We start from the raw sequence: 15057 nt of genomic DNA on the forward strand, positions 1-15057 counted from the left end.
CCCTTCGGGCCGGCAATCGTCATTACGCGTCTTTCGTCTTCAGCGACGGCAGTTTAGATACCAGGCGCAGGGAAACGGTCAGGCCTTCCAGCTGGTAGTGCGGACGCAGGAAGAACTTCGCGGCGTAGTAGCCCGGGTTGTCTTCGATCTCCTGCACCTGCACTTCCGCAGCCGCCAGCGGTTTACGGGACTTGGTCTCCTGCGAGGAGTTCGCCGGGTCGCCATCCACGTAGTTCATGACCCAGTCGTTCAGCCAGCGTTCCATCTCTTCGCGCTCGCGGAAGGAGCCGATTTTGTCGCGCACGATGCACTTCAGGTAGTGGGCAAAGCGGCAGCAGGCGAACAGGTACGGCAGGCGAGAGGCCAGACGCGCGTTCGCGGTGGCATCCGGATCGTGGTACTCGGCCGGCTTTTGCAGCGACTGCGCGCCGATGAAGGCGGCAAAGTCGGAGTTTTTACGGTGAACCAGCGGCATAAAGCCGTTTTTCGCCAGCTCGGCTTCGCGACGGTCGCTGATGGCAATTTCGGTCGGGCACTTCATGTCCACGCCGCCGTCATCGCTCGGGAAGGTGTGGCACGGCAGGTTTTCAACCGCCCCGCCGGACTCCACGCCGCGAATAGAGGTGCACCAGCCGTACTCTTTGAAGGAGCGGTTGATGTTGGCCGCCATCGCATAGGCAGCGTTCGCCCAGGAGTAGCTGTTGTGGTTCGCGCCGTCGGTCTGCTCTTCGAAATCGAAGCTGTCGACCGGGTTGGTGCGAATGCCGTACGGCAGACGCGACAGGAAGCGCGGCATCACCAGCCCCAGATAGCGGGCATCTTCAGATTCACGCAGTGAACGCCAGGCGGCGTACTCGGTGTTCTGGAAGATTTTCGTCAGATCGCGCGGGTTGGCCAGCTCCTGCCAGGACTCCATCTGCATCACGCCCGGCGCGGTGCCGGTGATGAACGGACAGTGGGCCGCGGAGCCAATGCGCGCCATCTCGCCCAGCAGCTCAACGTCCTGCGGGCTGTGGTCGAAGTAGTAGTCGCCCACGATGCAGCCAAACGGCTCGCCGCCAAACTGACCGTACTCCTGCTCGTAAATTTTCTTGAAGATCGGGCTCTGGTCCCAGCCCACGCCCTTGTAGCGCTTCAGGGTACGGCCCAGCTCCTGCTTGGAGATGCTCATGAAACGGATCTTCAGCATCTCGTCAGTTTCGGTGTTGTTCACCAGGTAGCTCAGCCCGCGCCAGGCGCTCTCCAGCTTTTGGAACTCGTCGTGGTGAATGATCTGATTCACCTGCTGCGACAGCTGCTCGTCAATACCGGCAATCAGGTTCTGAATGGTGCGGTAGGTGTCGTTGGAGAAGGTCACGGTATTTTCCAGCGCCTGCTGCGCCAGCGTTTTTACCGCGCTCTCAACGGCAGAGCGCGCCTGATCGGTTTTCGGGCGGAACTCTTTATTCAGCAGCGCGCTGAACTCGTCCTGGCTGAACGCCTGGCCCGCCTGCTGATCGTGTTGTTGAGTCTGGTTGCTCATCGATTATTCCTCGCTACCTTTCGCACTTTCGTCATTTTTTGGCATCTGGCTCAGGGATTTGAGCAGCGTCGGATCCTGGAGAATTTTGGCGATCAGCTCTTCCGCACCGTTTTTGCCGTCCATGTAGGTCAGCAGGTTAGAGAGCTGGGTACGCGCTTCCAGCAGCTTGTTCAGCGGCTCTACCTTGCGCGCCACCGCGTCCGGCAGGAAGTCGTCCATGCTGTCAAAGGTCAGATCGACGTTGAGCTTCCCTTCGCCGGTCAGGGTGTTATCCACCTGGAACGCCACGCGCGGCTTCAGCGCCTTCATGCGTTCGTCGAAGTTGTCGATGTCGATTTCCAGGAACTTACGCTCGTCAACGGCTGGCAGGTTTTCCACCGGCTTGCCAACCAGATCGGCCATAACGCCCATCACAAACGGCAGCTGAATTTTACGTTCTGCACCGTAGATCTCTACGTCGTACTCGATCTGCACGCGGGGAGCACGGTTGCGTGCGATGAATTTCTGTCCACTGTTACTCATTGCCATGATGTTCTCCATCAAAGATGCGCGGTGAAGGTGAAACGGCAGACTCCATGCCTGTCGTCATAATGCCAGGACGCGTCATTCGCGGCGTCCAAAGATGTTTTCCAGTTGGTTAACGCCGTCTGGCGCCAGGTCGCGAATAATGTCCATAAAGTTGAGTTCAGACAGCCGCTGCACCCGTTCAATCATGAGCGGTGCGGGATGGCTCGGTTCGTACTGCGCAAAATACTGCTTCGCTTTTTCCAGCATCAGCTGGGCGTCGGCGCGGCTGGTCACCTGCACGCTGCGCCAGTCCGTTACCTGCTGGACAGGCTGCGCGGCAGCCGGCTGCGGCTCCGCATGCTGTTCAGCCTGCGCCTCGCGGTTCGGCAGCAGCTTGCTGATGTCGGTCACCTGGCAGGCGCTGGCCACCAGCCCGACGGTTTTCAGCAGCTGTTCCATCTCCGGTACGCCGCTTTCTCCGAGATAGCCGATAAGCAGCTCGCGGATGGCCAGCAGACGCGCGCTGATCTCGATAACCGCCGCGGTGCCGGGCTGGTCGCCGCGGGCCAGTTCGTCAATCAGTCTTGGACGTCCGCCGGGATAGTCCGGGCATTCGGTTTTACTGCCGTCGAGCAGCGCCTGAGCGTCACGCAGCGAAATTTCATCGCCGTTTGAGCGCAGCAGCGAGGCGTTGCGTACCGCGACGGTCAGCTCGGACTTATCGCTCAGCCCGGCGAGGGCGTTAATGCGGTAGAACGGATCGGTCTCGCCATACTCTTCCAGCAGGGGGTAGAGCTGCTCCCAGTACCGGGACAAGGCTTCCTGCACCAGCAGCAGCCCGTCGGCGTAACCCGCGAGCCCGCGGCGACGCGTCCAGGCGTGGGTTAATGCCAGCATGACGCGAAGATCTTTGGTGCGCCCCAGCAGGCTGGTAGCGAGTTTTTCTACCGTGTTCCAGTCGGCGGGCTCCGCCGGAATAATGGTGTCGCCAAACTGCTGCTCGGCTTTGCCCTGGCTTGCCTGCCCCATGGCCTGGAAATCGGCGTCGTACTCCAGGTTTTCCCCGCAGGGGTTTTCAGGGCTTATCGGCGCGAGAAATTCATCGATATTCATAAAGTCCCTGCTTATTCAAACATGGGCGGATAAAGACCGTGGCGGCCCGGTCGGGCGCCGCCTGCCGGATCGAACAGCAGCGTAAACAGCTGCCCGGTGAAGTTCCCGCTGTGTACGTGAGTATAAAGCGGGTAGCCGTCGCAGCGGTTCGTCCACCAGTAGCTGGTCTGACGCAGCGGATCGAAACACTCCGCCGCCTGCGGCCAGCCCAGCGTGTTCTGACCGTCGTCCTCATAGCCAATCACGTCCAGAATGTCGGAGCGCTTCTGCGGCTCAACCGGCTGCGGCGCCGGGATCGTCATTAACATTTCATCAAGCTGCGAAGCTGAATAGCCGTTACGCACCGCGTGCAGCCCCAGGCGGCCAAGCTGCTGGTACCAGCCTTCAGCCTGCCCGAGCAGACGGGATGACCATTCGGCCGGGGTAAAGCTCAGCTGAATGCAGACCGGATAGTGGCGACCTACGCTGTCGCGGCCCGGAAGCAGGCAACCCATCTGAATCATCTGGCTGCCGAGCATCGGCGGAACGACAAAGTTCCACACCGGCGCTTTGGTAAACTGGCGCTCGCCGCTGCGCTGCTCTTCCTGTTGCCAGGCCAGCAGGCCGACCTGAAACCAGTGCGACCACTGGCGTTGCAGGGTGTCCGGAAAGCGACGCTGCAAAAAATCTCCGGCGCTGGGCAATTTGCCATACCAGCTGTAGCGGTTCATCGCAGGGGTATTCGTCATACGGCTGTCCTTGCGGTTATGGGCATGAGAAACGGGGAAGCTGGAACGGGTTGCGGATGCTGTTCGGCGCAAACTCCAGCGTGACCTGATGTCCGTCGACGCTGAAGGTAGCCTGACGGCTCAGGCTACCTGCGCCAGGGCTGGTGCGCGCCTTGTCGAAAAAGCGGTTGAGCGCCCAGGCGCCGTTGGTTACCAGCGTCGCGGTACTGCCGTTTGCCAGGCCGAGCTGCATACGCACCTGGTTGGTACCGCCCGGCCCCGGCCAGTTCATGATCTGCACCGCCTGCGGGCCGTGGCTATAGCGCAACAGCTGCCCGTCCACGTCCAGGGTGAGGTTCAGAATGGTGTTATCCATCCGCACGGTGCGCACCGTGACCTTAAAGGATGGCGTCGTGGCTCCGTTGGCAAAGAAGGCATCGCGGATGGACTGCGCCTGCTGGAACGGACGCAGCAGCCCTTCGCTGCCCGGGAGCGTTTTGCCGTCGATGCCCGGCATAAAGCGCCAGTTTGCCTGAGTGGTGTCCACTTTATTGGTCAGGTTATCGCGGAAAAAGGTGTCCATCAGCCCGGTTCCCGGGGCAAACATGCGGGCGAGATCGTCCGGCGTCACCTCGGTGCTGGCGCTGCGCACCAGCGGGTAGCGCCCGGCAATCGCCTGACGGCAGAACCCGCCTACCTCCACGTTGATTCGCTTACGCACGTTCTCCAGATCCCGGCGCTGGGTATCGCTGCTGGCGCCCACGGCCATATTGCTGAACATGGTTTGTAGCCCGCCCGGAAGACGGCCCGCGCTGGCCTGCAGGCGGCTGATTGCATCTCCGCCCGGGGCAGGCATACCGCTGTTAGCCGCATCCTGAACGGCGGTCAGGTAGCGATAAAGCTCGTCAACCTGCTTGAGAAAATCATCAAAGACGATGGTCTTGCCGCCCTTCTCCAGCGGCTGCGCCAGCTCAATCATTGGGGCAAAGTGGTCGGTCACCAGCTGCTCGGGCGCCTGGTTTACCACCGCGCCCTGGGTTGGGGCATTGTCGTCGTTGCTGAAGAGCGCCTCCAGCGTTCGGGTGGCGCGGTTGCTTTGCGCTTCCGCTTTCTGCGCATCTTCAGGTGCCGGAGCCGTGCGCGACAGCGTCAGCACTTTGCTCAGGTTGAGCACCAGACGGCGCAGCGGCGAGTTGGTGCCTGAAAGCAGGCGCGCGGTATTGATGCGCTGGGAGAGATCGGCGCTGTTATTGAGCTGAATGTCCGCGAGGAAGCGATCCCAGTTGACGATAAAGTCGCGCATATAGAGCTGACGCACGGCGTTGTCGATCTGCTGTTTATCTTCCTCAGCGCTGGTGGCGCCCAGCACCCAGGCATCGTCTTCGTGCAGGGCGGTGGTAACGCTGTCGATCTGGTCGTTAAAGCTTTTCCAGTAGCCGTCCGGGGTAAAGAGCCCCGGCACGCCTTCGCTCACCGGCTTGCCGCTTTTCCGGGAAAAGACCAGCTCGCTCTGCGGGCCGCCGAGGTCAGAAAGCGAAACCGGCTTCAGGCTCTCGTCACGCTCCAGCAGACGCTTCAGGCGGCCGTAGACGCGGGTAGAGAGCGGCTGCTGGTTGATGAGCGCCCTTTCCCGGGCCACCAGGTCTTCGTCCTGCGCATACGGTGAGGCCTGAATTTTCGGCTCCAGCAGCTGCGTCAGGTGCCACTCCAGCTCCTGGAGCTGCGCCTGCGTAACGTTCTGCGGCAGGTTGCGCTGCAGGTTAAGCATCACCCACGAGTGCAGGAATTTGCCGTCGTAGTGCTTCGGCTGGTAGAGCATCTGGTAGGCTTTCAGCGCCTCATAGCTGTACTCCACGTCGCTGCCGTTGTCGTTACGCAGCCAGGTGGTGATGTGCATCGCGACGGCAGGCAGCAGCAGCTGGTCCAGCGCTTTCTGATAAAGCGACTGGGACGCATCGCTGACGTCATCCCCGCGATAAAGCCCCATCCGGCGGGACACAGGCGGGTCGGTAACGTCAAACGCATCGCTTTTCGGCAGATCCACCAGCCCGTTAAGCAGCGGCAGAAGCGCAAACAGGTCGCGCTGGGGCTGATTTTGCAGCGCCTTGCTCTGCTGCTCCAGCATCGGCACCTTGGCGTCAACCTCTTCCAGATACGCTTTGTTTTTGGCGTAGCTGGTCAGCCACAGGCCAGCCAGGATCGCCAGCAGGGCCAGCAGCGCCGCATAGCCGGACCACATTACGGCGCGGTTACGCAGTTCCCACCAGCGGTTTTCGCCGGCGATGCCCGCTTCCTGGAAAATCACGTTTTGCAGCAGGTTCTTGATGAAGAAGCTCTGCCCCTTCGCCCCCGGTATCGGCGCGTCTTTGCTCACCGAATCCCAGCTGTCGCTCTCGCCTCCTTCCGGCAGCGAAAGCGCGCGGTTCAGCTCGCCCATCACCCGATCGAACGGCATGCCTTCCTGCGTGCCGCTGGCGAAATAAATGCCGCGCGGGGAAAATTCCGTTTCAAAGTTTGAACGGGCAAAGACCGTGCTCAGGTAGTCTGCCAGCAGCGGGCGCAGCGCGGCGAATTCCTGGGGGAAGAGATACGCTTCGGCGCGCGTTTTTGCGTCGTGCTCCTTAAGCATGGTTTCCGGCAGGCCAGCGTCCAGACGCTGTTGCAGCAGGGAGAACTCCTGCTGGAAGTTCCCCATCAGGTCGTAATCGGCGTGTCGGGTTTGCTCCCACGGCAGCGTAAAGCCCCAGATCTGGTCGCGCTGGGCTTTGTCGTAATCGGCAAACCAGGCGCGGAAGCCTTTGAGCAGGTCAGCCTTGGTGACCATGACGTACACCGGGAAGCGGATACCCAGCTGTTCGTGCAGCTCGGAGAGACGCTGGCGAATGTTCACCGCCTGCTGGCGGGAGGCCTCCGCGGACTGAGACAACAAATCGGAAATGCTGATGGTGATAATTACGCCGTTGATCGGCTGGCGGCGGCGGTATTTGCGCAGCAGGTTGATGAATTCCAGCCACTCGCCGGCGTCCTGAACCTGCTCGCTCTCCTGGGTGGTGTAGCGGCCAGCGGTATCCAGCAGCACCGCCTCGTTGGTGAACCACCAGTCGCAGTTACGCGTGCCGCCAATGCCGCGCAGGGCGGTTTTACCGAAGCGGTCCGCCAGCGGGAACTGCAACCCGGAGTTGGCCAGCGCGGTGGTTTTACCGGAACCCGGCGCACCAATAATTACGTACCACGGCAGCTGATAGAGATACTGCGTGCTGAAGCGCTGCGTCCACTGCGCGCCGTGCCCCGCCTTGCTGAAGTGGGCTTTTTTCAGCATCTGGGCGGCTTCGTCGAAGCGCCCGGCCAGGATCTGCTCCTCGCTGTTCAGTCGCTTCTGCGGATCGGCCGCTTCCGGGCTGGTGGTGTTTTCGTTGAGCTTGTCCATCAGCTTGCGGTTCAGCCACGCGTTATACAGCCGCGGCAGAATGTGGCTCTGGGCCCAAATCAGGTAGACCACCGCAATGCTGATGACGCGGTTTTGTTCAGATTCGAGGGGGCGGGTATCGACGATGGACAACAGCGGGCCAATCATCCAGATCACCGCCGCGAGCGCCGTTACGCCGAGGAAGCTCCACAGAATGCGATTGGTCAGTATGGAAAGAAGAGTAGTCAGCATCCTTAGTTTCCTTGCGGCAATCCGTTCAGCTCGGCCTGCGTATTTTCAGGCGACACCAGCAGAGTGATCTCTACGCGGCGGTTACGGGCGCGATTTTCAGGCGTAGTGTTTGGCGCTACCGGGTTGATCTCGCCTCGCCCTTCGGCTTTCACGCGTTCTGGCTGCGAGAGGCTGCCCTGCAGCTGTTTTTGCACCGAGCGGGCGCGCTCAAGCGAGAGTTCATAGTTGGAGGCGAAGCGAGCGCTGCGGATCGGCACGTTGTCGCTGTAGCCCACCACCAGAATCTTGCCGCTGACGTTATTCATCGCCTGGGCGATGCGGTCAATCACCGGCTCATAGCGATCGCGTACCACCGTTGAGGCAGAGGCAAACAGTCCGTCTCCTTTGAGGATCACCACGCTGCGGTCCGCCTCATCCTTAACGGCCACCAGGCCGGCTTCAATTTCCGGCTTCAGGAAACCACGCAGGTTCAGCACCGCCGGAAGCTGGCGCGCGGGCTGCTGGATGGTGGTTTCAGGCAGCTGAGACTGGTAAATCTTCGCCAGCACCGGGCTGGTGTTATCACCCAGACGCCAGTTGAGAACGATATAGAACAGGCAGGCGATAAAGCCGACCAGCGCCACGCACGCCCACAGGGGGATCATCGGACGCCAGAGCTTACGCAGCACCGGACGATCTTCCGGGTGGGGCGAAAGCGGCGGCGGGTAGCTGCCGCGCACGCCACGGATCATCTGCCACAGGCGCTGTTTGATGGTTTCTAGCTGGGTGCGGCCATTGTCCAGCACGCGGTAGCGCCCTTCAAAGCCAAGCAGCAGACAGTAGTTGATCATCTCCAGCAGCAGAATGTGCTCGCGCGGGTTTTGCGACAGGCGCGCCAGCAGCTGGAAGAACTTCTCGCCGCCCCAGGTTTCGTTATGAAACGTTACCAGCAGGCCATTGCTTGACCAGACGCCGCTGCTGCCCCATGGCGTCAGGGCGGCCGCTTCATCCAGCGCCGTACAGAGGCAATAGCGCGCGCCGACGATCACCTCATAGGGCAACCCCGCCTGCTGGCACCGCACTTCGAAACGGCGAATCTCATCAATCAGGCGCTGGCGCAGCCCAACCTGGTCGTCGTGGGAAACCGAATGACGGATTTGCGGAATCGCGTTGAGCAGCGGATTGGCGGCCGCCACCAGCTGATTATTGCCACTGGCTCCGGTAAACACGGCATCACTGCCGGTATCCTGTCGTTCCTGCATATTAAGCGCTCGCTTTATTATTCTGTCGGGCTACGGATGGCCCAGAACTCCATATCGAGACCCGGGAATTCCCCTGCAAGATGCAGAGCGAATGCGCCGGACTTGTCCATCTCGTGCCACAGCTCGCTGCCCCTCTCCAACTCGAAATAGCTGTAGCCCGCATGCCACGGGATCTGCGGCGGGGCAACGGGCATTGCGCGGAGCATAATGCCCGGCAGCTGGAGCTGTACCAGATCGCGAATTTTCGAGACCGGCGCTACCTTCATCTGGGCAGGGAAATGGGTTTGCAGGTGTTCGCCGGGCACGTTGGCTTTGACCGCCAGCACGAAGCCAAACTCCCGTACCATGCTGGTTTCCGGCACGGTGGCGATATTCAGCCCGTGGGAACGCTCGTGCAGCGGCAGCTGAATGGCGTGGTCTTCCATCACCAGCGACAGTCCCTGGCGCAGCATCAGCATCAGCTTGCTGAAGCAGACGGCAAGATCGTCATGATCGTATACCGGCAGAACGCTTTCGGCGGTGCGCTGCGGTGTCCAGGTGGCGAGCTCCGTCGCAAACGGCAGCCAGCTGCGCCAGAGCGCTTCCGGGTGAAGCAGCGGCAGCGTTTTAAGATGCGACACGTCTCCCAGATGACGGTTGATCAGCGAAAGCAGCGTAAATTCAATCATCTCAGAGGTGTTGAAACGGCCCGGCTGGCGCAGGCGCCCCCCAATCTGCTGGCTACGCTGGACCAGCAAACCGTGCAGATCGTTGATCATGCCGTACAGCTGGGGGCTGTTATTGGCGTTCAGCATCGGCGGGATGTAGCTGTTATCGAGCCGCACGAGGTTGTCGTTGCGTTTTTCGGTCACGAACGCCACGCCGATGGCGGTCCACTCTGCCGTCAGATCTTTTTCCAGCATCAGCGTCAGGCGCAGACGGCCAAACTGGACCGTCGCCTCCCCCACCGCCATGGCGTTATCGTCTTCCACCTCTTGTTCAAAGGTAATAAAACGCGCCAGTGAAGCCTGCTCCTCGCTGAAGATCACCTCTTCCCGGCCGCCGCGACGAACCGGCAGCGCAAGCACCACCTTTTCATTGGTGAGATTATCCGGGATCCTGAGCGGAGCCGGACCGTTACGATCGTTGCGAACCTGGAAAAACGTGCCGTCAGGCAGCAGGCCGCTACAGTAGCTCAGGGCGATGCAGCCCTGACGCAGCATCGCCTCGTCCAGCTCAAGGTCGAGAAAGCCCCAGAGATACGATCGCTGCAATGCTCCCCACTCACGAACGTGGTTGAGCAGGTAACTTTCTGCCCGCTGAAAATGGTGCGGACGCAGGAACATACCTTCGGTCCAGACGACCTTTTCTGCTTTCGTCATGATGATCTCTTTCCTGTTATGTAGGCCGTTACTGGCTGATGACCCGGATTCCATTTACGTCAAGAAAGACGCTGGCCTGAAGTTCATCTGCGGACCATTTCCAGAACTGGTAAATCGCGTTTTCGCCGGGAACAGGCAAAGGGAGTGAGACGCGCCATTTTTTTCCGTCCAGCGCCTGATATTCCGCCATCACGCCGATATAGCGCGCTTCCGGTGAGCTTTGTCCGCTCAGGGTTTTCGAAAGCTGGCCCGGCATCAGGAAGAATACATCGCTGTTCAGCAGATTCGCGCCAAGGGTGGCTGACGCGTTGTTCTGCAGGGAATAGAAGTCGCTGGACATGAAATCCGCATCGGATTTCAGCAGCAACACTCTGACCTTAAGCGGCGCAGAATCATTGATTTGAGGATGAGCCTGAAACTGCAGATTGTAGCGGGAGGGGTCGCTGTGTGAAGACGACGTACAACCACCGATCGGAGCGAAAATCACCGCCAGAAAAGCGAACCACATCAGATGTAATTTTTTATTATTCATAAAAATACGCTCTTGAAACCCGTTTAGTTCAGGATCCACGTACCGTTCGCGCTGTCTTTGCAGGCTTTGCTGTTGCCATCGACGTCAACACAGGTGGCTTTTTTCCGCGCTTTAGGACGCAGTGCCTGTTTACGCACGGTGGCCTCGTACTGGTCAGCCTTGATCACGGCACGCATCGGCACGTAACCAATCAGCTGTTCATTCCCTTCATCGGCCAGCGCCATCCAGAAATGTTCAACCTGACCCAGCACAACATAGGTTTTGCCGGTTTCCAGGGTACGGATCACTTTTCCGCCGTAATCAGGACGGCTCATCAGGGACGCGGGATACATGGCACGGTACGGTTCATTCACCTGGGTGAACTCCGCCGGAGGGGTAACGGCATGACGGTGCGTCAGCGTGACGCCGTTAACCTGGCTGGTGACGATCGTATCGTCGGTGATCGCTGGTTTCTGCGGCGCCTTACAGCCCGCCACCGCCATAACAAACAGAAGTGATAACAATACGCGCAGTTTCATATGCTTTTCCGTAGCGATATTTAGAGGATGAAGAGAGGGGATAAAATTTGACTTAGGTGCTATTGTTAAAATAGTCAGGATATTTTCGGCATGTAACTATTTAAGGGCATAGCTACCGCACGAGCCTAACAGAAATAGGCCCAACGCGTTCCTGACATATTTTGACAAACGGTAGACAAGTTTACATGAGCTTGTCATCAATTCAATATTTCCCGCCTGCTTAACGGCGTTTAATGATACGCCCAATGCATTATAGGATTAATCTCATAAAAAAAGAGAACTTAGCTGAAATTGTTTTTTTTCGCAAGAAAAAATCCACACAACTAATTGATTAAAAAGACATATCCTGCAAAAGAGAACCGCTATCATTAACGTAACCACCCTATTAGCGCCACTACCATATTTAGTAGATTTTCATTTTTTCTGTGCGCCGTGGGATATATTTAGGATTATTTCTTTGTTGCATTCTGAAGGTATCTTTCACACAACAGGAGCTGCGCCCATTAACAAAAAGAGGGGGTAAAAAAGGAGTAAAGTTAATTTCGCAATGCGAAATAATGCCGCGACTTTTATCTTTTTGGGTTAACTTTTGGTCGTTAACAATTAAGTCCCACTACATCATTTTGTTCTATTATTGCTCAGCCGTATGCCCCCTCCCTCCAGAAAACGGGAATTTAAGGGGCATCGGCATTGCGTCGCTCAAAGAATGTTTTACCGTTACTACATATCTCTATAAAATCTGAGTAACATCTTTCGGGTTACTCCTTCACCCGTGCACGCTTAACTCTCGCCTCCTCCTCCGCCCCGGCGGCCTTCACCAGCGTGAAGCTAAAGCTCACTTCCGTATGCGGCTCATGTATATCCCTCTCGCGGGCAAGCGTGCTGTCGGTGACTTTCACCGGATCGGCAATCAGCTCCTCACGGGTGGCAAAGGCAAAGTCATCCCACAGGTACCGATCGCCGTTAAGGTTGATCTGCGTGGTGAGGTGTTTAAAGCCCGGCGCGGAGACAAAGAAATGAATATGCGCCGGGCGGTTGCCGTGACGGCCCAGCTCGTTCAGCAGCTTTTGCGTCGGACCATCGGGCGGGCAGCCGTAGCCACAGGGAACAATGCTGCGCACCGCGTAGCTGCCATCGGCAGCCGTTTTTACCCGGCGGCGGAGGTTATATTCAGGCTGCGACGGGTCAAAGAAGGAGTAGCCCCCGTGCGTGTTGGCGTGCCAGATATCGACAATCGCCCCTGCGACCGGTTTACCGTCAATATCGGTCACGGTGCCGTGCAGCCACATGGCTTCTGCCCGCTCGCTGCCGTCGTCCATGCGTGCAAAATGGTCGCTCAGCGGCGCGTTCGCGACGTACAGCGGCCCTTCAATGGTGCGCGGCGTCCCCGCGCGGCTGACGGACGCGGCCTCTTTTTCATCGGCGCGCATGTCGAGGTAGTGTTCCAGCCCCAGCCCTGCGGCCAGCAGCGCCGCCTCTTTACGCTCGCCGAGCTCGTTCAGGTAGTTTACGGCGATCCAGAATTCTTCGTCGCTGATGTCGAAGGTTTTGATGGTATGGCACAGGTCGTGCAGCAGCTGATGAATAACGCGCTTAACGCGCTCGTTGCCGCCGTCGGTATTGAGGCCGCTGCTGATGGCAAGTAAGGTCTCAAGCTCTGACTGCTGGGAAGGGTTTTTAGACATTGCGGATTCCTCATTATCGTAGGGTATTTACCGTTTATCGTTATCAATTGACGATGGATGGCCGCAGAGCGGCTGAACGCTTATTGCCATGTACGGATAGAGCGGCAGCGCCGTTAACAGGGCGTGCAGCTCCTCGTTGTCCTTAACGTCAAAGATGCTCACGTTGGCGTACCGCCCCACTACCCGCCAGATGTGCAGCCATTTGCCTTCACGCTGGAGCCGCTGCGAGTAGGCCTTCTCTTTTGCCTTAATCTCATCCGCCTGCACCTGCGGGAGTGAAGCCGGGATGTTGACCGTCATTTCAACTTTGAACAGCATATGAACTCCTTACTGGCGTGCGTAGTGGCGTAATTTATCGTCGTCGATCTCAATGCCCAGGCCTGGTCCGTCCGGCAGCGTTACCTGCCCGTCGCTGAACGCCAGCGCGCGTACAACGACATCATCTTTAAGAAGCAGCGGGCCGAACATCTCGGTGCCCCACTGCATCTGAACCGTCGACCAGGCATGCAGGGAGGCGACCGTGCCGATCGTTCCTTCCAGCATGGTGCCGCCGTAAAGCGCAATGCCCGCCGCCTGCGCTACGCTTGCCAGCTTCAGCGCCTGAGCCGGGCCGCCCGCCTTGGCGATCTTGAGGGCAAACGCCCCGCGAAAGCCGCCGTTCGCCAGGGTAAAACCGTCATGGCCGGTTGCCACCGCCTCATCCGCAAGAACCGGCACCTCGAAGCGCTGGCTCAGGGCAATGAGCCCCTGCCGGTCCCACTGCGCAACGGGCTGCTCCACCAGGTCTATTCCCCCGTCCTGCAACAGGCGCATACCTTTTATTGCGGTCGCCAGATCCCAGGCCTGGTTGACGTCGACCCGGATGCTGACCTCATCCCCGAGCGCGGACCTGATCGCCAGCGCATGGCGGACGTCGGTCATCAGATCGCGCGCGCCAATCTTCAGCTTGAAGGCGCGGTGTCGCCCTGCCGCCAGCAGGCGTCTGCCCTCTTCAATGTCTTGCCCGGTATCCCCGCTCGCCAGCGTCCAGAGCACCGGCAGCCGACTGCTCAGCGCGCCGCCCAGCAGCGTGCTGACGGATACGCCCAGCGTTTTGCCCTGCGCGTCCAGAAACGCCGTTTCGAGGGCCGATTTCGCAAAGGTGTTGCCCTTCACGCTGGCATTCATGGCCTGCGCCAGCGCCGCCGGGCCGCTGAAGGTTTTGCCGCACAGCAGCGGCGCGAGATAGGTGTCGATGGCTGACCTGATCCCCTCCGGGCTTTCGGCGCCGTAGCTCAGGCCGCCGATGGTGGTCGCTTCGCCCCAGCCGACCACGCCCCGGTCGCAGGTCATACGCACCAGGGCCAGCGTCTGGCAGCCCATCGTCGCCATCGACAGCCTGTGTGGACGAATCGTCGGAATATCCACCAGCCAGCAGGCGATGGACTCAATCGTGATGCTCATGCGGAACTCCTGCGGTTAAAAAAGTGATGAGATGCTGATTGAACGCCTGCGCACAGGCCGTACTGGAGAGGTGTGAGGCGGGTAAGGCCAGGTATTGCGCGTCCGGGGCGGTCTCCACCAGCCATCGTGCGTCGCGGGTCGTTGTCACCGGATCGTGTTCCCCGGCAATCACCAGCATCGGGCGCGGCATGAACTGTACGTCGTCACGCAGGTCGGCATATGCCAGCGCCTCGCAGCAGGCGGCATAGCCCTCCGCAGGCGTATCTGTAAGCCCGGCGATCAGCTCCGCCACTACCTCCGGATGCGCCTGGCAAAAGTCAGGCGTGAACCAGCGGTCGGCTGCCGTGGCCGCGACGGGCGCCATTCCCTGCTCGCGTACCAGAGCCGCACGCTGTAGCCACCCCGCCGTTTCACCAATTCTGGCGGCGGAGTTTGCCACCACCAGGCGGTGAAAACGTTCCGGGGCGTGGCGGTTCAGCCACAGGCCCGTCATTCCGCCCAGGGAGATCCCGCAGAAGCAGGCTTTCTCAACGCCCAGGCGATCCAGCAGAGCGATCGCGTCCTGGCCCGCGGAGGCGAGGCTTATCGGCCCCCGCGGCAGGGGCGAGCGCCCGTGGCCGCGCGTGTTGTAGCGCAGCACGCGAAAATGCCGCGTCAGGGCGGGAAGCTGCGCCTGCCACATCGCATAGGTCGTGCCGAGCGAATTAGAGAGCACCAGCAGCGGCGCATTGGCCGGTCCGTCCAGTCGAAATTCAAGATCCATAGCGTTT

Annotated in this window: 13 protein-coding genes; all 13 read right to left on the reverse strand. The window is 59.6% G+C overall.

Features of this window, described 5'->3' with window-relative positions; all coding sequences use genetic code 11:
- Positions 1-22: 22 nt before the first annotated feature.
- The 13 genes from tssC to pcaD all read right to left on the reverse strand — a co-directional run bounded on the left by tssC (position 23) and on the right by pcaD (position 15050).
- The gene (tssC, locus tag OWK27_RS08980; protein ID WP_063868514.1) at positions 23-1522 is read right to left on the reverse strand and encodes a type VI secretion system contractile sheath large subunit; all 1500 of its coding nucleotides are present in this window, start codon (positions 1520-1522) and stop codon (positions 23-25) included.
- 3 nt (positions 1523-1525) lie between these two features.
- Complete coding sequence (gene tssB / locus OWK27_RS08985; protein WP_022648413.1) at positions 1526-2050, reverse strand: type VI secretion system contractile sheath small subunit; 525 nt, start codon at positions 2048-2050, stop codon at positions 1526-1528.
- A 75-nt stretch (positions 2051-2125) separates the two neighbouring features.
- Positions 2126-3142 (reverse strand): type VI secretion system protein TssA, encoded by a 1017-nt coding sequence (tssA, locus tag OWK27_RS08990; RefSeq protein ID WP_267590254.1) that lies wholly within the window; start codon positions 3140-3142, stop codon positions 2126-2128.
- 11 nt (positions 3143-3153) lie between these two features.
- A complete protein-coding gene (gene tagF / locus OWK27_RS08995) occupies positions 3154-3870 on the reverse strand; it encodes a type VI secretion system-associated protein TagF (RefSeq protein WP_148417986.1) in 717 nt (238 codons plus the stop codon).
- Between the two features lie 16 nt (positions 3871-3886).
- Positions 3887-7507 (reverse strand): type VI secretion system membrane subunit TssM, encoded by a 3621-nt coding sequence (gene tssM, locus OWK27_RS09000; RefSeq protein WP_267590255.1) that lies wholly within the window; start codon positions 7505-7507, stop codon positions 3887-3889.
- A gap of 2 nt (positions 7508-7509) precedes the next feature.
- Positions 7510-8748 carry a DotU family type VI secretion system protein gene (locus OWK27_RS09005; protein ID WP_148417988.1) on the reverse strand — a complete coding sequence of 413 codons (1239 nt, stop codon included), beginning with the start codon at positions 8746-8748 and terminating at the stop codon, positions 7510-7512.
- A 17-nt stretch (positions 8749-8765) separates the two neighbouring features.
- Positions 8766-10109, reverse strand: a complete 1344-nt coding sequence (gene tssK, locus OWK27_RS09010; protein WP_267590256.1) for a type VI secretion system baseplate subunit TssK — start codon at positions 10107-10109, stop codon at positions 8766-8768.
- A 28-nt stretch (positions 10110-10137) separates the two neighbouring features.
- Complete coding sequence (gene tssJ, locus OWK27_RS09015) at positions 10138-10641, reverse strand: type VI secretion system lipoprotein TssJ (RefSeq protein ID WP_193354581.1); 504 nt, start codon at positions 10639-10641, stop codon at positions 10138-10140.
- A gap of 23 nt (positions 10642-10664) precedes the next feature.
- Positions 10665-11159 carry an SH3 domain-containing protein gene (locus OWK27_RS09020; protein WP_148417991.1) on the reverse strand — a complete coding sequence of 165 codons (495 nt, stop codon included), beginning with the start codon at positions 11157-11159 and terminating at the stop codon, positions 10665-10667.
- A 758-nt stretch (positions 11160-11917) separates the two neighbouring features.
- Positions 11918-12844, reverse strand: a complete 927-nt coding sequence (catA, locus tag OWK27_RS09025) for a catechol 1,2-dioxygenase (RefSeq protein WP_267590257.1) — start codon at positions 12842-12844, stop codon at positions 11918-11920.
- Positions 12845-12871: 27 nt separating this feature from the next.
- The gene (gene catC, locus OWK27_RS09030; protein ID WP_267590258.1) at positions 12872-13162 is read right to left on the reverse strand and encodes a muconolactone Delta-isomerase; all 291 of its coding nucleotides are present in this window, start codon (positions 13160-13162) and stop codon (positions 12872-12874) included.
- Between the two features lie 9 nt (positions 13163-13171).
- Positions 13172-14287 (reverse strand): muconate cycloisomerase family protein, encoded by a 1116-nt coding sequence (locus OWK27_RS09035; RefSeq protein WP_267590259.1) that lies wholly within the window; start codon positions 14285-14287, stop codon positions 13172-13174.
- The gene (pcaD, locus tag OWK27_RS09040; RefSeq protein ID WP_267590260.1) at positions 14271-15050 is read right to left on the reverse strand and encodes a 3-oxoadipate enol-lactonase; all 780 of its coding nucleotides are present in this window, start codon (positions 15048-15050) and stop codon (positions 14271-14273) included. The genes OWK27_RS09035 and pcaD overlap by 17 nt, the downstream gene beginning before the upstream one ends.
- Between the last annotated feature and the right edge of the window lie 7 nt (positions 15051-15057).

This window comes from Enterobacter cloacae complex sp. 2022EL-00788, assembly GCF_026627565.1.
Taxonomy (GTDB): Bacteria; Pseudomonadota; Gammaproteobacteria; order Enterobacterales; family Enterobacteriaceae; genus Enterobacter; species Enterobacter pasteurii.